The following is a 16,339-nucleotide window of genomic DNA, read 5'->3' on the forward strand; positions in this document are numbered from 1 at the left end:
GCCTCAGTGAAACAAAGCGAACAGGCCTTTGCCGCCCACTTTGTAGTTGAGGCCACGGGCACGTTCGCCTTTGATTTCGGCGTTCGGGCCGCTGACGATGGCGTAGGGCGGGATGGGTTTGGAGACCACGGCAGCGCCGCCCACGACTGCACCTTCACCAATGTCAGCGCCGAAAGAGAGCAGGGCGCGGCTGCAGATCCAGGCATAGTCATGAATGCGCACCGGCCCGCCCACTGCCCAGAACTCCGGTGCCTGCAGGTCATGACCGCCTGCGATGATCAGCACGTGGGACGCGACGGTTACGTGGTCGCCGATGATCAGACCGCCTCGCGCATCCAGCTGACAATGCCAGCCGATGGTGCTGTCTTCACCGATGCGCAAACTGTCGACACCGAGGATTTCGGTGTTGCGCCACACGCTGGAGCCCTTGCCGATTTTAGCCCCGCCAATACGTAGCCAGGTCAGGCGCAAGGTGTGGCTGGGGATTTTGCAGATCAGAATGTTGTAAGCCTGTTCCCAGGTGCGCAGCATGCGATCGCGCAGGGTGGGCCAGTTGATTCCGTACAGCGGAATCAACGCGCCGGGCATTTCCGAGGCCAGCAAGCGATAGAAGCGTCGTGCCAGCGGGTGTTCGATACGCGGCTCGATATTCAGGTAGCTGATGAACGACAGCGTGCGGCCCTTGATCGTGGTTTCAAAGCACACGTCGTGACTGAGCATCCATTCATAAGCGCTTTGCAATTCTTCAAGTTCCACGCCCATTTTGCGCGCGTACTCAGGCAAGGCCAGGTGCAGGTCGTGGGAGTGCATCAGACGGTGTTTCATGATTTGATTTCCTGCTCCGGTAAGGCGTGTCGAACGAGGGCCGCCTGGCTTTTCAAGCGTTTTGCCTCATGCAGATTGATACCCAGCATCAGCCAGAACACGGCGATGAGCACGCTGGTAAAACTGAAATAGTGATCGAACAGGCCGCTGGTCAACGCGGCCAGCAGGCCGGTGGTGGTGCCGAGCCAGATGGCGTTGTCATGGGTGAGGGTGATGAAACCGTCTGCCGGGCGGGTTTCACGCCACCAACTGACGGTCACTGCAATGAACAGCAACATGCCGGGAATGCCCATCTTGTAGATGAAGTTCAGCCACAGGTTGGAAATCCCGAACAGCGTTGCACCTGGCACCGGCGGGTCTATCTTGAAACCAATGCCCATGGGGAATTTGGCCATGGCGTCGGGGAAGTTGCTGTACTCCAGGAAGCGAATCGCGGTGCTGGTGTCGTCGTTGGTGAACAGGGTGAAAATCCGTTCCTGCAACGGCGGATAGAACATCAACAGCAATGCCCCGGCAACGCCGCCGCCCATGAGGACACGGCCAATGAAAGGCACTCGTTTGCGGGCCATCCACATCATGACCAGCGCCAGGCTGACCAAGGCTCCACGAGAACCGGTCAGCAACAGACCGATGCTACCCAGAATCGCGACGGCAAAACCCAGTGATCTCGGCCAGCCGCTGCGGGTCATGCCAATGCAGAACCCCAGCGGCACAATCAGTGCCATGGCACCGCCCGCGACGTTGGGGTGCATCCAGGGTGTGCCCATTCGGTCGGCCAGCGAGAGCAGGCTTTCGTTCAGCACGTCGACGCCGCCATAACCAAGAACCCCAAGGACCGGGATCATGGCGACGGCCGTGCGCGCTTTCAGAAACACCGGGATCGACAGCAGCAACAGCAACAGCGTGCCGAGCAGCAGTGCGCAGATCATCTGCTCACGGTATTTCTGCTGATCCAGCAAGCGCGGTACCAGAAACAGCGCCGACAGATTGAACAGCCAGCGCACCCAGTTGATGGGGCCGTTGCCCAGTGCAGTGATGGTCAATTGCCCGACGATAAAGGGCAGGGCACTGTACAGCATCAGCGCAATCAGCAACCGTTCCGTACGCAACAACGGTGGGAGTCGCGGCGGGTCGGTGAACATCCGGTGCGCCAGATACGCCGCCCAGACCAGCATCAGCAGCGCTTCGGAAATAGTCGTGCGAATGCCGACATTCACGGTGGAGTACGGCAGAAACGTGGCCAGCACGCCAAATAGCAGCAAGCCACGCAGTGGACGACGAATCACCGTGGCGACGGCGACCACGCCGATCATCGCCGCCACCACCTTGAACGCAGGCAACAGCCAGAACATCGCGCCAAACAATAGACCGAAGAGCAAGCCGACGGGCATTGCCAATGGCATCAGCGCAGCTCCTCGATCAGCTCATCGAAGCGCTGGTTGAAAGCTTTGGGTCCATACCCGGCAGCCCAGGTCTTGAGTACTTCAGGGTCTTCCTTTTCAGTGTTGGCCAACGTGCCCATAAGGTTGATCAGCGCACCGGTGTCGGTGGGTGAAAAGCGCGGGCTGCCGGGCGGGGTGATTTCATCCAGTGAGGAACCGCTGGCCACGGCTACGGGGGTGCCGACACCCAGTGCTTCAACCACCGGCAAGCCAAAACCTTCGGCATAGGAGGGCTGCCACATGCGGTCGGCCCGGGCGTAAATGGCGTGCAGTTCGGCATCAGTGATATCGCTCAGGAAGTGCAGTCCGGGCAACGCCTGCTGTGCGGGAGGCAAGTGTTCCGGTGCGCCGATCAGGATCAGGTCCGGCACGTTCTCGAACTGGCGACGGGCGCTTTGCCAGGCATCGATGAACCAGCCCATGTTCTTGCGCGGCTCTCGGGTGCCGACGCACAACCAGTAACGTTCCGGCAGCGTCCAGCCTTGCAGGTCCGAAGGCGCATCGCTCCAGCCGCTGACCAGCGCGGGCAATACGCGCAACTTGTCACGGGTCTCGGGAAACAGGCGAATGCATTCATCGGCGGTGAATTGCGAGGGCGTCCAGATGCGGTCCGCGACTTTTAGTGAGTGAGCGATGGACAGCCGATCGGTGACGCCGTAAATCCGCGCCTTGAGCTGTGAGCCATGGCTGTTTTTCAGGGTCAGCTGGAAGAGGTCCTGCAACTGCAGCACGTAACGCATACCCTCGGGTTTGCGGCCCAGGGGCAGGCCCATGTTCATGTTGCAGATGTACACCTGTACTTCCGCGTCGCGCAGGGCCTTGGGCAAAAACAACCCTTCAAAGCGCAGACGTTCCGGCAGTCGGTGGATGCCGTTGAGAGGGGTTGACCATTTCGGGCAGTAGGCCAGGCGGCGGATTGGGTGGTCGAACGGCGCTACGCTGAACAATTGCACCTGGGTGTTGGGGTTGGCTCGCGCAGCTTCTTCGAGGGCGATGTTCTGGCGGCCGATGCCGCTGTTCGGGTAGCCAGTCGCTGGCCGGTAATCCAGTCCTATACGCATGGGCGCGGCTCCTGTTCGGCTTTGACTTTGGCAGGCGTCAGTCGTGTGTAAATGCGCTCCAGTTGAGCGGCAGATACCGACCAGTCATGGTGGGTTTGCACGTATTTGCGGCCGGCTTCGCCGATCTGCGCCAGGCGCGCGGGTTGTTCAATCGCTTCGGTGATGATCCGGGCCAGTTCCAGAGGGTCTTCGCTGCCCAGATAGTGCTCGCCGTTGACCACGGCAAGCCCCGAGCTGCCCTGGTCGGTGGTGACCACCGGCAACCCGGCTGCCATGGCTTCCAGCACCTTGAGCTTGGAGCCGCCGCCCTGACGTAGTGGTGCGAAAAATATCGCGGTGTTGTTCTGCAAGGCTCGCAGGTCCGGGACGAAGCCCTGAAACTCGATGCGTGGATCTGGCCAGCGATCACGCCACGATTCGGGCAAGGCGAAGCCGCACACCACGAAGCGCAAGGTGGGCGCGTGCTGCCAGACCTTCGGCATGATTTCGCTCAGGGCCCATTCGATAGCGTCCACGTTGGGGCCGTATTCGTAGTTGCCAATGAACAGCAGGCGATTGCTGTAAGGGTCCGGCTTGACCTGGGCGTAGTAGCCGCAGTCGACGCTGTTGACGACCACCGCAGTGGCCTTGCCACTGAGTCGGGAGATTTCCTTGGCGTCGTCTTCCGTCACCGCGATCAATTGATCGGCCTGACGGAACACCCGGCTTTCCCAGTGGCGATAACGCCAGCGATCATAACTGGCGAACAGGTTTGCCCAACGCGGCAACCGGTCGTAGCTGGTAGCGCCCATGGCCGATTCAACGTTGTGTTCGGTCATCACGAACGGCTTGCCGGATCTTCTCAGCGGCTTTTCGAGGGGTTCGAAGCCGTAAGTGTGTTGAAGCTGGATCACATCCCAATGCTCTTCCAGTAGTCCTTCGAATACCTCGCTCAGGCGTGGCGCATAGCCGTTGATACAGGCCAGCATGGGCGCTGGCGCCACGGCGATCGCCATCAGCGTCTTGAGGCTTTTGAGCGGACGGCGCGGCACGACGATCAACCGTTCCAGCCAAGGCTCCAGCGCGTCACGGGCACTTTGATCGACGTCCGTCTTGGACTGCACCAGCAACGTGATCTGGTGGCCGCGCGCAGCCAGATTGCGCAACAGGTGATATTCCCGCGTTTTGCCGCCGCTGGTGGTAGGCCAGGGCATGTAGGGTAGTGTCCAGAGAATTCGCATCGCTCAGGGTTTCCATTCCAGAATTTGCAGGGTCGGCTTGAGGGCCACGCTGACGCCTTGGGTCTGAGTATTGTCGGTACTGCCCACTTCGGTGCGTGTGCCGCTCAACGGATCGTGAATGACCGCTGATTTGATCGCCGGAAACGTCAGGGTGGTGCCCGTAGCACTCCAGAACATCAGCAGCCGTTTGCCGTCGCTGCGGGTCCAGGGCACGGCGTACAGATCAGCGGGTACCGCGCTGACGCCCGGCGGATCGGCAGGTTCCAGGCGCGGGCCGGTGATGGTCAGAAAATTCTTCAGGGCGGTGTAGACCGGTTTCGGATTGCCCTGCAGATCAAGCAGACCGTAAGCCTGATCCCGGGCGCTGGCGCGTTCGTCGAGATCACTCAGGTTGAACAGGAATATCCGTTGGTAATCCATCGCGCTCATCAGCGCCAGGCGGCGCAGGGTGTAGTCGGCCTGGCCTTGCACACCGATGATCGCCTGCATTTCCACCGGGCCGTTGTAGCTCGACCAGCCCCATTCGGTGGCCCACACCTGTTTGACGCCGTTGCTGTGCAGCAGGTTGTTCATGGCGTTGGCTTTGACCAGAAAATCCCGGTCGGGCGGTGAGTCACCTTCCGGATACTCGGAGTACGGGTGATAGGCGGCCACGATGTTGCGGGTCCCCAGACCCCGATCCACCAGGGTTTGCAGCATATAACCGGGGGTGCTGTGCATCTGGCTGTAGTAGGCCATGCCCGCAGTGACGATGGTCTTGTCCGGTTCGGCTTTGCGGATCGCATCGGCCGTTGTCGTCAACAGGGTGTCGTAGGCCACCGGGTCTTCTTTAGGCAGCCAGATAATGTTGGGCTCATTCCAGACCTGCCAGTTGTCGACCTGCGGATAACGCTGTGCCAGCGAGGCCATGCGCGCGGCAAACACGTTGAAATCCCGGGGCGGGTATTGGTCGCGGCTTGGCACGCCCTCAGGAGCGCTGCTGACATAAGACGCAGAGCCGACCAGATACGCGAGGATGTTGTAGTGGTGGGTGTTCATGGTCGCCATTGCGCCGTCCAGATCAACCAGGTCGAACTGATTCTGCTCGGGCTCGATGATCGGCCAGTGAATGGTCAAGCGTACCCAGTTGAGGCCCAGCGCATCCAGTTGATCCATCTGCTGCTGGTACATCGTGGGTGAAAAATACTGGAACTGCGCGTTGACGCCCAGAAAGTCCTGCCAGACAACCGCGCGGGGTGCACGCAGGACGGTTGCCGCCTGTGCATCGGGTATCCAATCAGACACCAGCGCCGAACAGGCCAGCACACTGGCCAACCACAAACCCGCTGCAGATTTCATCTCAGTCGGCCTCGCATGCGTTTTGAAACAGCTGACGGAAGCGCTCGGCGGTCTGGCTCCAGACCCGTTGCTGCCCAAGGATTCTGGCCTGCGCGGCCCATTGCTGGGCCCGTTCCGGTACCGCGCAGACTTCATTCAAAGCCGCGCTCAAGGCCGCGACATTACCTTGAGGGAAAATCATGCCGTTGCCGTGGGACACCTCTTCGGCAAACGAGCGGGCATCGGACGTGATCACCCCGCGCCCGCACGCCACGGCCCAGGAAAGCGCGCCGCTGGTGCCGCGCAAATTACCCAGCAGCTTCAGTTTGCTGGATTCGCGGTACGGCAAGACCATGACGTGGTGGGCCTGAATGACATCCGCAATGGCCTCCGCTGGCAGGTCCAGATTCCAGTCGATCACGTCGGTCAGCCCGAGCTGTTTAATCCGTAGGCGCAACTGGTCCAGATAGCTGCCGGACGGACCGAAGGCCATCTCCGGCTCGCTGCCGCCGGCGAGGGTCAGGCGCACCCGGGAGCGTAACTGTGGCTGACGGTTGAACAGGTCGGCCAGGGCATCCAGCAGGTCTTCGATACCCTTGCCGCGATAAATAAAACCGAAGTACAGCAAGCGCATGGTGTGCAGCGGCGGCAGAGAAACAGGCGTGATGGGGAGATTGCCATGGGCAATGACTGCCATCTGTTCCTCGCGCAAGCCCATGCGCTGACGCAATGCCAGGCCTCCTGCCTGAGTCAGTGTCACCAGCCGGGTCATGCTGCGCGCCAGTTGGCGTTCTTCGCGCAGGCACAGCGGGTCGGCCATGACCGTGGCGATTTCCGGCAGCGGCGAGGGCAGCGAGCTGGCCAGAGACAGCGGCCAGGGGAGTTTGGCCCGACGCCAGACCAGGCGCTCCGGATCATGCACGGTCGCCGTCAGTGGGAGTTGCGGGAAACGTTTGCGCAAGGTGCGCAGGGCATGAAACTCCGCGAGTCGGCCGCCGCCGATTTCGGCATGGACCAGATCGATGCCTTGCCAGTCGGTTTCAGCCACCCGTTGAACGGCACGCATCTGGTCGTTGCCGACCCCCGCAAGCGGCGTGCTGACCCGCACGCCAAGTTCCTCCAGCGCGTGTTTGAGGTGCCCGGCGTAGTCGGCTATGCCGTTCTGCTCGGGCGGTAGTGGCGCGAGTAGGGCAATGTGCATGTCAGCCTCGGTTCTGGAAGCGTTTGAGGTAATCCATCACGCGTTTTGGCACTTTGTAACGGCGACGGTTGATGATGATGCCATCCACTTTCTTGAACGCGGTATGCAGCGTTGCCAGCACGTTTTCCAGCATCGGCACGGTGGTTTCTTCGGCTTTGACTATCAGCAGAATCAGGTCGGAATCGCGCAGCAGGGCAAAGGCATTCTGGTTGCTGAAAATGCTCGAAGCATCAATTAGCAATATTTCACCCGGAACGGTCGGGCCAGGGCCTTCGGTGCGTACCCTGTAACCTTGTTCCTGCAGCAGGCTGGCGAGGTGGCCGATGACGAAGCTGACACCTTCGCCTTCGTGGGATGAGGTGAACCCCAGCGCCAGGCCTTTCTCTGCAACCTGACGCAACGGCAGGGTTCCGTACAGCCTGTGCAGGCTGGCCGTGAATGCCGTATTGCGTGAGTCTTCCGCGTTGCCCAGTTCCTGGAGGCTGGTCCAGACCGGCACTCCGAAACGGGTCTCGATTTTGTCTCCGTCATGGATCCGTTGATCCAGCAGGTAGAAGAAGTACAGCGCGACCAGGCCTACCCCGACGCTCAACGGGAATGCCAGGAGCAACATCAGCATACTTTTCGGGAAGACCCGGCTTGGGTTGTAAGTGGCCTGCTCGATGATCGCAATGTTGCTGATCTGGCTGCGATCCAGTTCGCGGTCGATGCGCGCTTTCTCGAGGCTGCTGCTGTACAGGGCGAAACTCTTCTCGGCGGCGTCCAGTTCGCCCTGCAGGCGGGACATCTCCGGCTCCAGATTCAGCGCCAGTTGGCGGCCTTTTTCCCACTGCGCCAGTTGCAGGTTTTGCTGCGTCAACTGGGTTTGCAGGCGGGCGTAGCTGGCCTGCTGGTCGGCCAGCACGTTCTGCATCCGGTTGTAGATCGGGTTGGGGGTGATGCTTTCTGAACGCTGGATGGTTGCATCCTGCTGGGTCAGCAGTGCCTTCAGGTTAGTGATCTCCTGATTCAGCGCGCGAACCGGTGGCGCCGACTCCTTGAAGGAACGCAGCAGTTCCTGGCGTTCGACTTCCTTGCCGTTGATACGGTTTTGCAAATCCTGACGGTTAGGGTTGAGGCTCAGTTCGCGACCGGCACTGACCGTTTTCGACTGTTGCCTGAGCTGCTCCTGTAGCTTGTCCAGGCCCGCCTTGGTGGAGGCGATCGAGCGCAGGGTGTTGTTGCGCTCGGTGGTCAGGTCGTTAAGGCCCTGGGAAGTATCGGCCAGACGCTGGGCAATACTTACCGCACCCAGCTGATTGAGGTACGTCTGGATTTGCTTCTTGTAGCTGAGAATCCGCGCCTGAGTGGCTTTAACTTCGGTTTCGTAGAATTGATAAAGACTGACCCGGCCGAGCACACGGGTACGTTGCTGTTCGTACTCGGAGATCCAGGCTTCCAGAACATCCTTGGCAACCTTCGGGTCATTCCAGGAAAAGGTCAGTTCCATTACCGCCGAGCCAGGGTCATGGCTGACTTTGAAGTTTTTCGACAGATCCTCTGCCAGACGCTCCTCCGGCGAGCGCTTTTCGACCAGGCCAATAAGCTGCAATGCACCTCGAAACACACCAATCACCGAGCCTACCGTGTCCTTGAGCAGGTTCTTTATCGAGGCCAGAACACCTTGCTCCTGTTCGGCTTTGGAAATTTCCGCCAGGTATTTTTCGGCAACCGTACGCATGATCGGCCGACCGGTCAGCATGCGCTCCTCATCGAGGATCGGATCGCGCTGGGCACTGGGAATCACGATGGCCTGACGGTCGGCGAACTCGATGGGCACGGTGCTGCTGTCGCGACCTGGCTTTACCAGCAACAGTGCGGTGGATTCGTAGCGGTTGGGCAGTAAAAAGGCACCGAGCACAATGATGATGAAAGTGACCATGACGGTCAGTCGAACTTCATGTTTGAAAATGAAGAACAGGCGCAGCAAGTCGCGCAGTGAACGGATGTTGATCATGTCTTTTCCCTGACTTTAGTTTTCGCTGCGCAGGTTGTAATTCACGCCGAAACCCAGTGACTTGGCAAAAGGGATCAGTTGGTTGAAATACAGATTCACGCCGTCGGCCTTGTCACCCACTGTTGACTTGGGCACGAACACCACATCGCCGCGCTGTAACAGCACCGGGCCGCGCGGCCCCGAACTGTCTGCCCAGAGCAGCTTGCTGAAGTCGAAAAAGTAAGTCTTGTAGAGACCGTTGTCTTCCTGACGGAGCAGGGCAACCATCGTCGCGTCTCCGTCATTGGCAACCCCTCCGGCACCGACAATCGCCTGAACCAGTGTGGTGGCAACCGTGGCGGGCAGGGCCGTCGAATTACGCACCGCGCCACCGACAAAAACGGTGTTGCCGGGCGATTGCGAGATGTTGATGGTCATCGCCGTTTCGCGGTAGACGTCCTGCAGTTTGCTCTGCAGGTGTTCGGTCAACTGCGGCAAGGTCATCCCGGCAGCCTGCACAGAACCGATATACGGATAACTGAACGTGCCGTCGTTGAGCACCTGGAACAGTGTGAGTTCGTAGATGGAGTTCGCTGTAAAAGCGGAAATGGACGGTGCTTCGCCGGTGTTGCGTACGATGCGCAAGGTATCACCGGGTCGCACGCGTTGCGGTGGCAACGGCTTACCGGCGAGCGCGCGTCCTGCGGCTTTACCGGCTTCAATCTGTGCGGGGTCGTCTGGCAAACCCACACGTGCCGGGGTGCTGCAGGCGCTGACCACTAACAGGCCCAGCACCAGCAAGGTGTTTCTGACCACCCCCAAACTCCTGTCTTGCATGAATACAACTCCCGTTGCGGGTAAACCAATCATGTAGGCGGATTACCGCTGTCATCCCTGTTGCATGGTGCGTGCGTGCACAGCGCGTGCCGCTCTAGAGGTATATCGTCAGGTGCGTCAATTTGGTTAATAAAATCCAGAAGGTCAGGAGGCCTGGGTTGGCGCCGCTACCCGGCCATACACATCGGTGAAACGTACGATGTCGTCTTCGCCCAGGTACTCGCCGCTTTGCACTTCGATCATCACCAGATCAATCACCCCCGGGTTGACCAGCCGGTGGGTATGACCCGGTTTGATGAACGTGGATTCGTTGGTGTCGAGCATGAATTCACGTTCGCCGTTGGTGACGCGGGCCATGCCGCTGACCACGATCCAGTGTTCACTGCGGTGGTGGTGCATCTGCAGCGACAGCGAAGCTTGCGGGCGAACCACGATGCGTTTGATTTTGAAACGCTTGCCTTCTTCGAGCACGGTGTAAGTGCCCCAGGGGCGGGTGACGGTGCGATGCAGGCGGTAGGCATCGTGGCCCTGGCGCTTGAGCTCCTGAGCAACGAACTTCACATCCTGGCTGCGTTTGCCGTCCGCGATCAGCAATGCATCCGGAGTGTCGATGATAATCAGGTCATCCAGGCCGACGCCGCCGACCATACGTTTGGAGTCGATGTAGCAATTGCTCACGTCATGCAGCACGGTCGGCCCGTTGCACTGATTGCCCTGAGCATCGGCAGGCACCAGCTCACGCACGGCCTGCCAAGAGCCGATGTCGTTCCAGCCCAGTTCGCAAGGCACCACGGCCACTTTTTGCGAGCGCTCCATCAGGGCGTAGTCGACGGAAATGTCCGGCGCTTTGGCGAAGGATTCGCTGTCCAGTTCGATCTGCAACTCGTTATTGCCTTCCTTGCTGGGACTCAGTTCCAGGCAGGCTTTGACTGTTTCGAGGACTTCCGGCGCATGTTTGGCGAATTGGTTGAGCAGGCTGTCGGCGCGCATGCAGAACATGCCCGCGTTCCACAGATGCAGACCACCATCCACATACGCCTGTGCAGTGGTCGCGTCTGGCTTCTCGACAAAGCGTGCGACCTGATAGCCGTCGTTGTTGAGCGACTGGCCTTTTTCGATATACCCGAAACCCGTTTCCGCTTTGCTGGGCAGAATGCCGAACGTCACCAGCCAGCCATCGTCCGCCAGCACCCGGGCGGCTTGGACCGCTTTGGAAAACGCTTCGACATCGGCGATCAGGTGATCGGCAGGCAGGACCAGCAATTGCGCATCGTCGCCATATAACCTGGACACGTGCAACGCAGCCGCCGCCAGTGCGGGCCCTGTATTACGACCGAACGGTTCGAGGATGAAATCCAGTTTTACCTTGGTCTTGTTGAGCTGACGGTAGTCGTCAACCGTACGGAAATAGACTTCCCGGCTGGTCACGGTCAGCAATTGCTCGACATTCGGCAGGCCCACGGCCCGATTGAATGTTTTCTGCAGCAGGCTTTCTCCGTCACGAAGGCGCATGAAAGGCTTGGGCATGGCTTCGCGCGAGACCGGCCACAGCCGGGTACCGGCGCCGCCGGCGATAATGCAGGGGATGAGGATGCTCATCAATAAGCCTCACGAGTGAAGAGCACTGCAGGAACAGTGCGCAGAAGGATGTAGATGTCGAACCAGACGGACCAGTTTTCGATGTACTCCAGATCGAATTCCACACGCTTTTCGATCTTTTCCACGGTGTCTGTTTCACCACGATAGCCATTGATCTGCGCCAGACCGGTAATGCCCGGTTTGACCCTGTGGCGTGACGTGTACTCCTTCACCGCTTGCTCGAAGAGAATCCCGGCCGCTTTGGTGGCCGTTGCATGGGGGCGAGGTCCTACCATGGACATGCTGCCTGCAATCACATTGAACAACTGAGGCAATTCATCCAGGCTGGTTTTGCGTATGAAGCGCCCGACCCGTGTGACCCTTGCGTCATCCCGGGTGGTTTGTTGCGCTGCGGTTGCATCACTCTGGTGGTGATACATCGAGCGGAATTTGCAGACCTTGATCATGCGGTTGTTATAGCCATAACGGTTTTGCCAGAAGAACACCGGGCCGCGTGAGTCCAGCTTGATTGCAACCGCGATAGCGAGCATGACCGGTGATAACAGCACCAATGCCAGACTCGATAGCAGCATGTCCTCCAGCCGCTTGAAGAAAGGCGACCAGCCGGAAAGCGGAACGTCCGAGGCGTTGAACATCGGTAGATTGGCGACTTCGGTGATCCGGTTGTGCGCGTGGCGAAAGGCGACCATGTCCGGCACCAGCAGCACATTGACCGGCAAGCGGCGCAGTTCACGGATGATGTAGTCCATGCGGTTTTCCGCCGACCAGGGCAGGGCGACCAGCACCTGGGTGACCTTTTCTTCGCGAATCAGACGTTCCAGATCGTCGCTGTTACCCAGCAGGGGCAGACCGGCCATGGTCTTGGGCAAACGTCCGATTCGATCGTCAATAAAGCCGCTGACTCCGGAGCGAATATCCTGATTGTCCAGCAGGTACTCAGCCAGCCGCTTGCCGTTCTCAGTGGCCCCCAGAATGATCGCGTTCTGCAGGAAGAAACCTTTTTGCATCAGGTGCCTGAACAGCACCAGCATGAACAGCCGCTCGACGCAGAACAGGGCAAGACTGGCGATATACCACATCACCAGATGATCGTCGGTGAGGTAGTCAAAGAACGCCAGAGACTTATGCAGGAACAGCAGCAGGCAGAACGCGGCGGACCAGGCCACGATAATCAGGCGAAAACGTAAAGCGTTGCTGAACAGCGCTTCAGAGTAAACGCCAAGGGTCTGGAATATCAGGACGCATAACAGGCCATAGAAGCCCAATACCGCAAAGTAGCTCTGCGGTACGTCAGAAAGGCTTTCTCTGGAAAAAAGGAATACCAGCACGCCTGGCAGGATGCTGGTGATCCCGTGCGCAAGACGAATACCGAAAAGAAAATACACAATCAAACTGGTTCTGGTTTGCAGGAGGCTGTTAACAGGCTGCAATCGCATAACGCTTCCTCACTTCATCGGTCCGTGACTACTTAGCTGCGATCCACATACGAAGCGCTTTCAAGTTGAAGTCAATAAAATGTCCTTTCCTGACGTGCTTGGTGAATATAGCCATTTATTTGGCTTCTGCACGGCAGGTGATGCTGATTTTTACCGTTATTACAAAAGGGATGTAGGCCTAATACTTTAGTTGAGTAGGTATTGTTCCTAACTAACGTGGGCACTCCCTCATACGAGGGTATATCGGCAGTAAAGCTCAAGAGCTAAATAAAATCATTGTGCGCATTTGATTCTCTTTCGATTTTTTCCCTTTAGAGGTTATGCCCGCCGTCGCAAGGTCCAGAGATTTACGATCCGATCTAACGTTTTCGGGGGGATCGTCCACTGCGCAGGAGACATTAAAAAATTATCTGCTTCGGAAGGGCTTTTTTCTGTCCGCTGCGGTCAACATAGTGCGCATGAACTCAGGGGAGCGAGTAGCAATGACACGACGGGCATTTTTGATTTTGCATGGCAAGCAGGCACTTAACGAAGAAGTGCGTGAGGCCGTGACCCGAAAGCGTCGCGAGGGCTGGGAGCTCGACGTCCGTCTGACGTGGGAGGGCGGCGATGCTCAGCGGTTGGTCAGCGAAGCGCTGGCAGCAGGGCACTCGCAAATCATCGCGGGTGGCGGCGACGGAACCTTGCGCGACGTTACAGAAGCGCTGGCCAACGCCGACACCGACGCTGAGCTGACGATCATGCCGCTGGGCACTGCCAACGACTTCGCCCGGGCTGCGGGTGTTCCGCTGGAGCCTGACGCTGCACTCGATCTGCTGGATGTGCCTGCCCGCCCGGTGGATCTGGGTGAGGTCAATGGCAAGGTGTTTCTGAATATGGCAACCGGCGGCTTTGGCAGTCAGGTGACGGCGAATACGTCTGAAGATTTGAAGAAGGTGTTGGGTGGAGCGGCTTATCTTTTCACCGGTCTGACGCGTTTCAGTGAGCTGAGCGCGGCTTATGGCGAGTTGAGCGGACCGGATTTCCACTGGAGCGGCGATTTGCTGGCGCTGGGCATCGGTAACGGTCGCCAGGCGGGCGGCGGGCATGTGCTGTGCCCATCGGCATTGGTTGATGATGGTCTGCTGGATATCAGTATTCTGCCTGCGCCGCAGGAAGTGGTCGGTACGCTCAGGAGTCTGCTGGAGGGCGGTCTGGGTATCGACAATATGTTCATCCGTGCGCGGCTGCCGTGGGTGGAGCTCAAGTCGGCGCAGGGGCTGGACATTAATCTGGATGGCGAGCCGTTGTCTGGAGAGAACCTGCGTTTCTCGGCGCGTCATGCGGCTTTGAAGGTTCACTTGCCAGTGGGGTCTGAGTTGTTTGGGCAGGTGCCGCGGGTGTCTGCTTAAGTAGTGGTTGTGTACATATCCGTTTTCGGGGAACGGCTGATATTGGTTGCGCTTTTACAGCGCCTCACTTTTGAGAAGCGCAAAAGTAAGCAAAACGCTCTTGCCCCACCACTCGGCACCTCGCTGGTGCTCGGTGTCCCCGCCCGCAGATCCTGAACCGTGGGCCGCCGCAACGGGCCATCCATGGCCCAATGCGGCTAACCCGGCGTCCTGCCGGGTTGCCCACGCTTCAGAATCCACGTTCGGCCAGCGTGATTTAACGGGGCGCCTCAGATCAAAATCAAAAGCGCGGCGGCCTGACAGCCGACCTGGTTGTNGTGTGGGTTTGCCGGGCTTCTGTAGGAGCTGCCGGAGGCTGCGAAGCGGTGTGTCAGACGATGTATTCGTTGGCTGTGGTGACGTCTCGCGAACAAGTTCGCTCCTACCCAGACTGTGTGAAAACCCAAGCCTCACCGCATAACCAAAAAAATGCCTCGACCTGTTCGGGGCATTTTGCCGTTTCCAGTTAAGAAAAAAGCCCTGATCAGGCCAGAAACTCCAGCATTCGACGTACGCCCAGCACATTGATTGCTCTTTTCAGGTTGTAGGCACTGACTGCCAGCGCCATTTCCGCTCTTGCACCTTTGAGCTGGCGAAGCAAAAACCGGCCATTGCCGTAGATCCATTGCTTGAGGTTGCCAAATGGGTGCTCAACGATGCTTCTTCGGACCTCTACCATTTCTGGATGGGTCTGCATTCGCTGCTCCATTTGCTCAAATGCGTCTTCATGGGCATGACGTCTGATCGACCGAAGCTGAGCTTTGGTGCATTGTTTTTTAAGTGCACAGGACCCGCAGTCATTTGCGTTGGCGCGGTAGACACGCTGCCCGTTGTTCAATTGAGCCAGCTTCAGCAAGTGGCCTGCCGGGCATTGATAGCGGTCATTTTCCCGATCGTAGGCGAAGTCTTCCCGGCGGAAAAAAGAGGGCTCTTCAACGCTGCTGTTAACAGTTCGGTTGATGGGTACATACGCGGTTATACCCGCGTCCTCGCAAGCCTGGAAGTGTGCGCCGTTGGAGTAACCCGCATCAGCAGTGACGCTCAGATTCGGTTGCTCCAGGACTTCTTGAGTCGCCTTGGCCATCGGTTCCAGTTGCTTTCGGTCGTCGCTATCCTGAGTCACTTCGTGATGCACGATCAGGCTGTTTTCAGCATCCACTGCCGTCTGCACGTTATAGGCAACACCCATGCCCTGCGGGGTCCGCATCATCCGGGCATCACTTTCAGTGCTAATAAATTGCGTGATTTGCAGCTCTTGCATCAAGGTCTGGCAGGTCACGTTATCCGCGCGTTTGGCGGTCAGTTTTTCCAGTACGGTTTTAACGGCGCCTCGATCAACAACTTCCTCGTTTTCGTCACGATCTGCACTGTCCAGATCCTTCAAGTACTGCGCTATTCGTCGATCCAGTTTTTCCTGATCGCGCTTGAGATGCTTGGTGCTGATATGCCGACGGGCCGACGCGACAGCCTTGAACTTGCTTCCATCGATGGCAATCAGGTCACCTTTGACCAAACCGACAGTTCGGCAAAACTGAACAAAAGCTCGGCAAGTCGCAGAGAACGCGGTCGAATTGTCTTTGCGAAAGTCGGCGATGGTTTTGAAGTCCGGCTTAAGGCGATTGAGCAGCCACATGACTTCAATGTTTCGTTGGCATTCAGCTTCAAGCCGCCGCGAAGACCGCACACGCTGGAAATAGCCGTAGATGTAGAGTTTGAGCAGGTCGGCGGGGTCATAGGGCGGACGTCCATTGCCCTTGGGAATGGCTTTATCGAATCCCAAGACCTTGAGATCAAGACGCGATACATAGGCGTCAATCACCCGAACCAAGTGGTCTTCTGGGATGACTTCATCAATCGACACCGGAAACAGGCTGGTCTGGTTTCGTGATTCGCCTTGAATGTATGTCATGGAAAATGCCCCGCATCTTTCGATGCGGGGCATTTTCTTAAATCTGAAAGGAGTTGGCTAGGTTTTCACACAGTCTGTACCGGTCCG

Annotated in this window: 12 protein-coding genes; 1 reads left to right on the forward strand and 11 read right to left on the reverse strand. The window is 58.4% G+C overall.

All coding sequences use genetic code 11. The features are described from left to right. Window positions 1-3 precede the first annotated feature (3 nt). The 10 genes from AO242_RS19515 to AO242_RS19560 all read right to left on the reverse strand — a co-directional run bounded on the left by AO242_RS19515 (window position 4) and on the right by AO242_RS19560 (window position 12,913). Window positions 4-825 carry an acyltransferase gene (locus AO242_RS19515; RefSeq protein WP_099270017.1) on the reverse strand — a complete coding sequence of 274 codons (822 nt, stop codon included), beginning with the start codon at window positions 823-825 and terminating at the stop codon, window positions 4-6. Then, window positions 822-2,228, reverse strand: coding sequence for an O-antigen ligase family protein (locus AO242_RS19520; protein WP_099270018.1), 1,407 nt, complete (start codon window positions 2,226-2,228; stop codon window positions 822-824). The genes AO242_RS19515 and AO242_RS19520 overlap by 4 nt, the downstream gene beginning before the upstream one ends. Then, window positions 2,228-3,328 carry a glycosyltransferase family 4 protein gene (locus AO242_RS19525; RefSeq protein WP_027901618.1) on the reverse strand — a complete coding sequence of 367 codons (1,101 nt, stop codon included), beginning with the start codon at window positions 3,326-3,328 and terminating at the stop codon, window positions 2,228-2,230. Before AO242_RS19525 ends, AO242_RS19520 begins: the two co-directional genes overlap by 1 nt. Further along, complete coding sequence (locus tag AO242_RS19530) at window positions 3,319-4,548, reverse strand: glycosyltransferase family 4 protein (RefSeq protein ID WP_027901619.1); 1,230 nt, start codon at window positions 4,546-4,548, stop codon at window positions 3,319-3,321. The genes AO242_RS19525 and AO242_RS19530 overlap by 10 nt, the downstream gene beginning before the upstream one ends. 3 nt (window positions 4,549-4,551) lie before the next feature. Next, complete coding sequence (locus AO242_RS19535; RefSeq protein ID WP_099270019.1) at window positions 4,552-5,886, reverse strand: cellulase family glycosylhydrolase; 1,335 nt, start codon at window positions 5,884-5,886, stop codon at window positions 4,552-4,554. A 1-nt stretch (window position 5,887) separates the two neighbouring features. After that, window positions 5,888-7,066 (reverse strand): glycosyltransferase, encoded by a 1,179-nt coding sequence (locus tag AO242_RS19540; protein WP_027901621.1) that lies wholly within the window; start codon window positions 7,064-7,066, stop codon window positions 5,888-5,890. 1 nt (window position 7,067) lies between these two features. After that, complete coding sequence (locus AO242_RS19545; RefSeq protein WP_099270020.1) at window positions 7,068-9,062, reverse strand: exopolysaccharide transport family protein; 1,995 nt, start codon at window positions 9,060-9,062, stop codon at window positions 7,068-7,070. A gap of 15 nt (window positions 9,063-9,077) precedes the next feature. Then, the gene (locus AO242_RS19550) at window positions 9,078-9,878 is read right to left on the reverse strand and encodes a polysaccharide biosynthesis/export family protein (protein ID WP_099270021.1); all 801 of its coding nucleotides are present in this window, start codon (window positions 9,876-9,878) and stop codon (window positions 9,078-9,080) included. 144 nt (window positions 9,879-10,022) lie between these two features. After that, complete coding sequence (locus AO242_RS19555; RefSeq protein WP_099270022.1) at window positions 10,023-11,477, reverse strand: mannose-1-phosphate guanylyltransferase/mannose-6-phosphate isomerase; 1,455 nt, start codon at window positions 11,475-11,477, stop codon at window positions 10,023-10,025. After that, the gene (locus tag AO242_RS19560) at window positions 11,477-12,913 is read right to left on the reverse strand and encodes an undecaprenyl-phosphate glucose phosphotransferase (protein WP_099270023.1); all 1,437 of its coding nucleotides are present in this window, start codon (window positions 12,911-12,913) and stop codon (window positions 11,477-11,479) included. The genes AO242_RS19555 and AO242_RS19560 overlap by 1 nt, the downstream gene beginning before the upstream one ends. Window positions 12,914-13,395: 482 nt before the next feature. Here AO242_RS19560 and yegS point away from each other — a divergent pair, with 482 nt between their 5' ends. Continuing rightward, window positions 13,396-14,304, forward strand: a complete 909-nt coding sequence (yegS, locus tag AO242_RS19565; protein WP_099270024.1) for a lipid kinase YegS — start codon at window positions 13,396-13,398, stop codon at window positions 14,302-14,304. Window positions 14,305-14,827: 523 nt separating this feature from the next. Here yegS and AO242_RS19575 read toward each other — a convergent pair. After that, window positions 14,828-16,252, reverse strand: a complete 1,425-nt coding sequence (locus AO242_RS19575) for an IS1182 family transposase (RefSeq protein ID WP_176560670.1) — start codon at window positions 16,250-16,252, stop codon at window positions 14,828-14,830. Between the last annotated feature and the right edge of the window lie 87 nt (window positions 16,253-16,339).

Origin of the sequence: Pseudomonas sp. ICMP 561, from assembly GCF_002699985.1 — a bacterium.
GTDB classification, from domain to species: domain Bacteria; phylum Pseudomonadota; class Gammaproteobacteria; order Pseudomonadales; family Pseudomonadaceae; genus Aquipseudomonas; species Aquipseudomonas quasicaspiana.

Bases quoted from the DNA above. Each gene is read 5' to 3' on its own strand.
- AO242_RS19515 (WP_099270017.1), bottom strand. From the start codon at position 825: ATGAAACACCGTCTGATGCACTCCCACGACCTGCACCTGGCCTTGCCT.
- AO242_RS19520 (WP_099270018.1), bottom strand. From the start codon at position 2,228: ATGCCATTGGCAATGCCCGTCGGCTTGCTCTTCGGTCTATTGTTTGGC.
- AO242_RS19525 (WP_027901618.1), bottom strand. From the start codon at position 3,328: ATGCGTATAGGACTGGATTACCGGCCAGCGACTGGCTACCCGAACAGC.
- AO242_RS19530 (WP_027901619.1), bottom strand. From the start codon at position 4,548: ATGCGAATTCTCTGGACACTACCCTACATGCCCTGGCCTACCACCAGC.
- AO242_RS19535 (WP_099270019.1), bottom strand. From the start codon at position 5,886: ATGAAATCTGCAGCGGGTTTGTGGTTGGCCAGTGTGCTGGCCTGTTCG.
- AO242_RS19540 (WP_027901621.1), bottom strand. From the start codon at position 7,066: ATGCACATTGCCCTACTCGCGCCACTACCGCCCGAGCAGAACGGCATA.
- AO242_RS19545 (WP_099270020.1), bottom strand. From the start codon at position 9,062: ATGATCAACATCCGTTCACTGCGCGACTTGCTGCGCCTGTTCTTCATT.
- AO242_RS19550 (WP_099270021.1), bottom strand. From the start codon at position 9,878: ATGCAAGACAGGAGTTTGGGGGTGGTCAGAAACACCTTGCTGGTGCTG.
- AO242_RS19555 (WP_099270022.1), bottom strand. From the start codon at position 11,477: ATGAGCATCCTCATCCCCTGCATTATCGCCGGCGGCGCCGGTACCCGG.
- AO242_RS19560 (WP_099270023.1), bottom strand. From the start codon at position 12,913: ATGCGATTGCAGCCTGTTAACAGCCTCCTGCAAACCAGAACCAGTTTG.
- yegS (WP_099270024.1), top strand. From the start codon at position 13,396: ATGACACGACGGGCATTTTTGATTTTGCATGGCAAGCAGGCACTTAAC.
- AO242_RS19575 (WP_176560670.1), bottom strand. From the start codon at position 16,252: ATGACATACATTCAAGGCGAATCACGAAACCAGACCAGCCTGTTTCCG.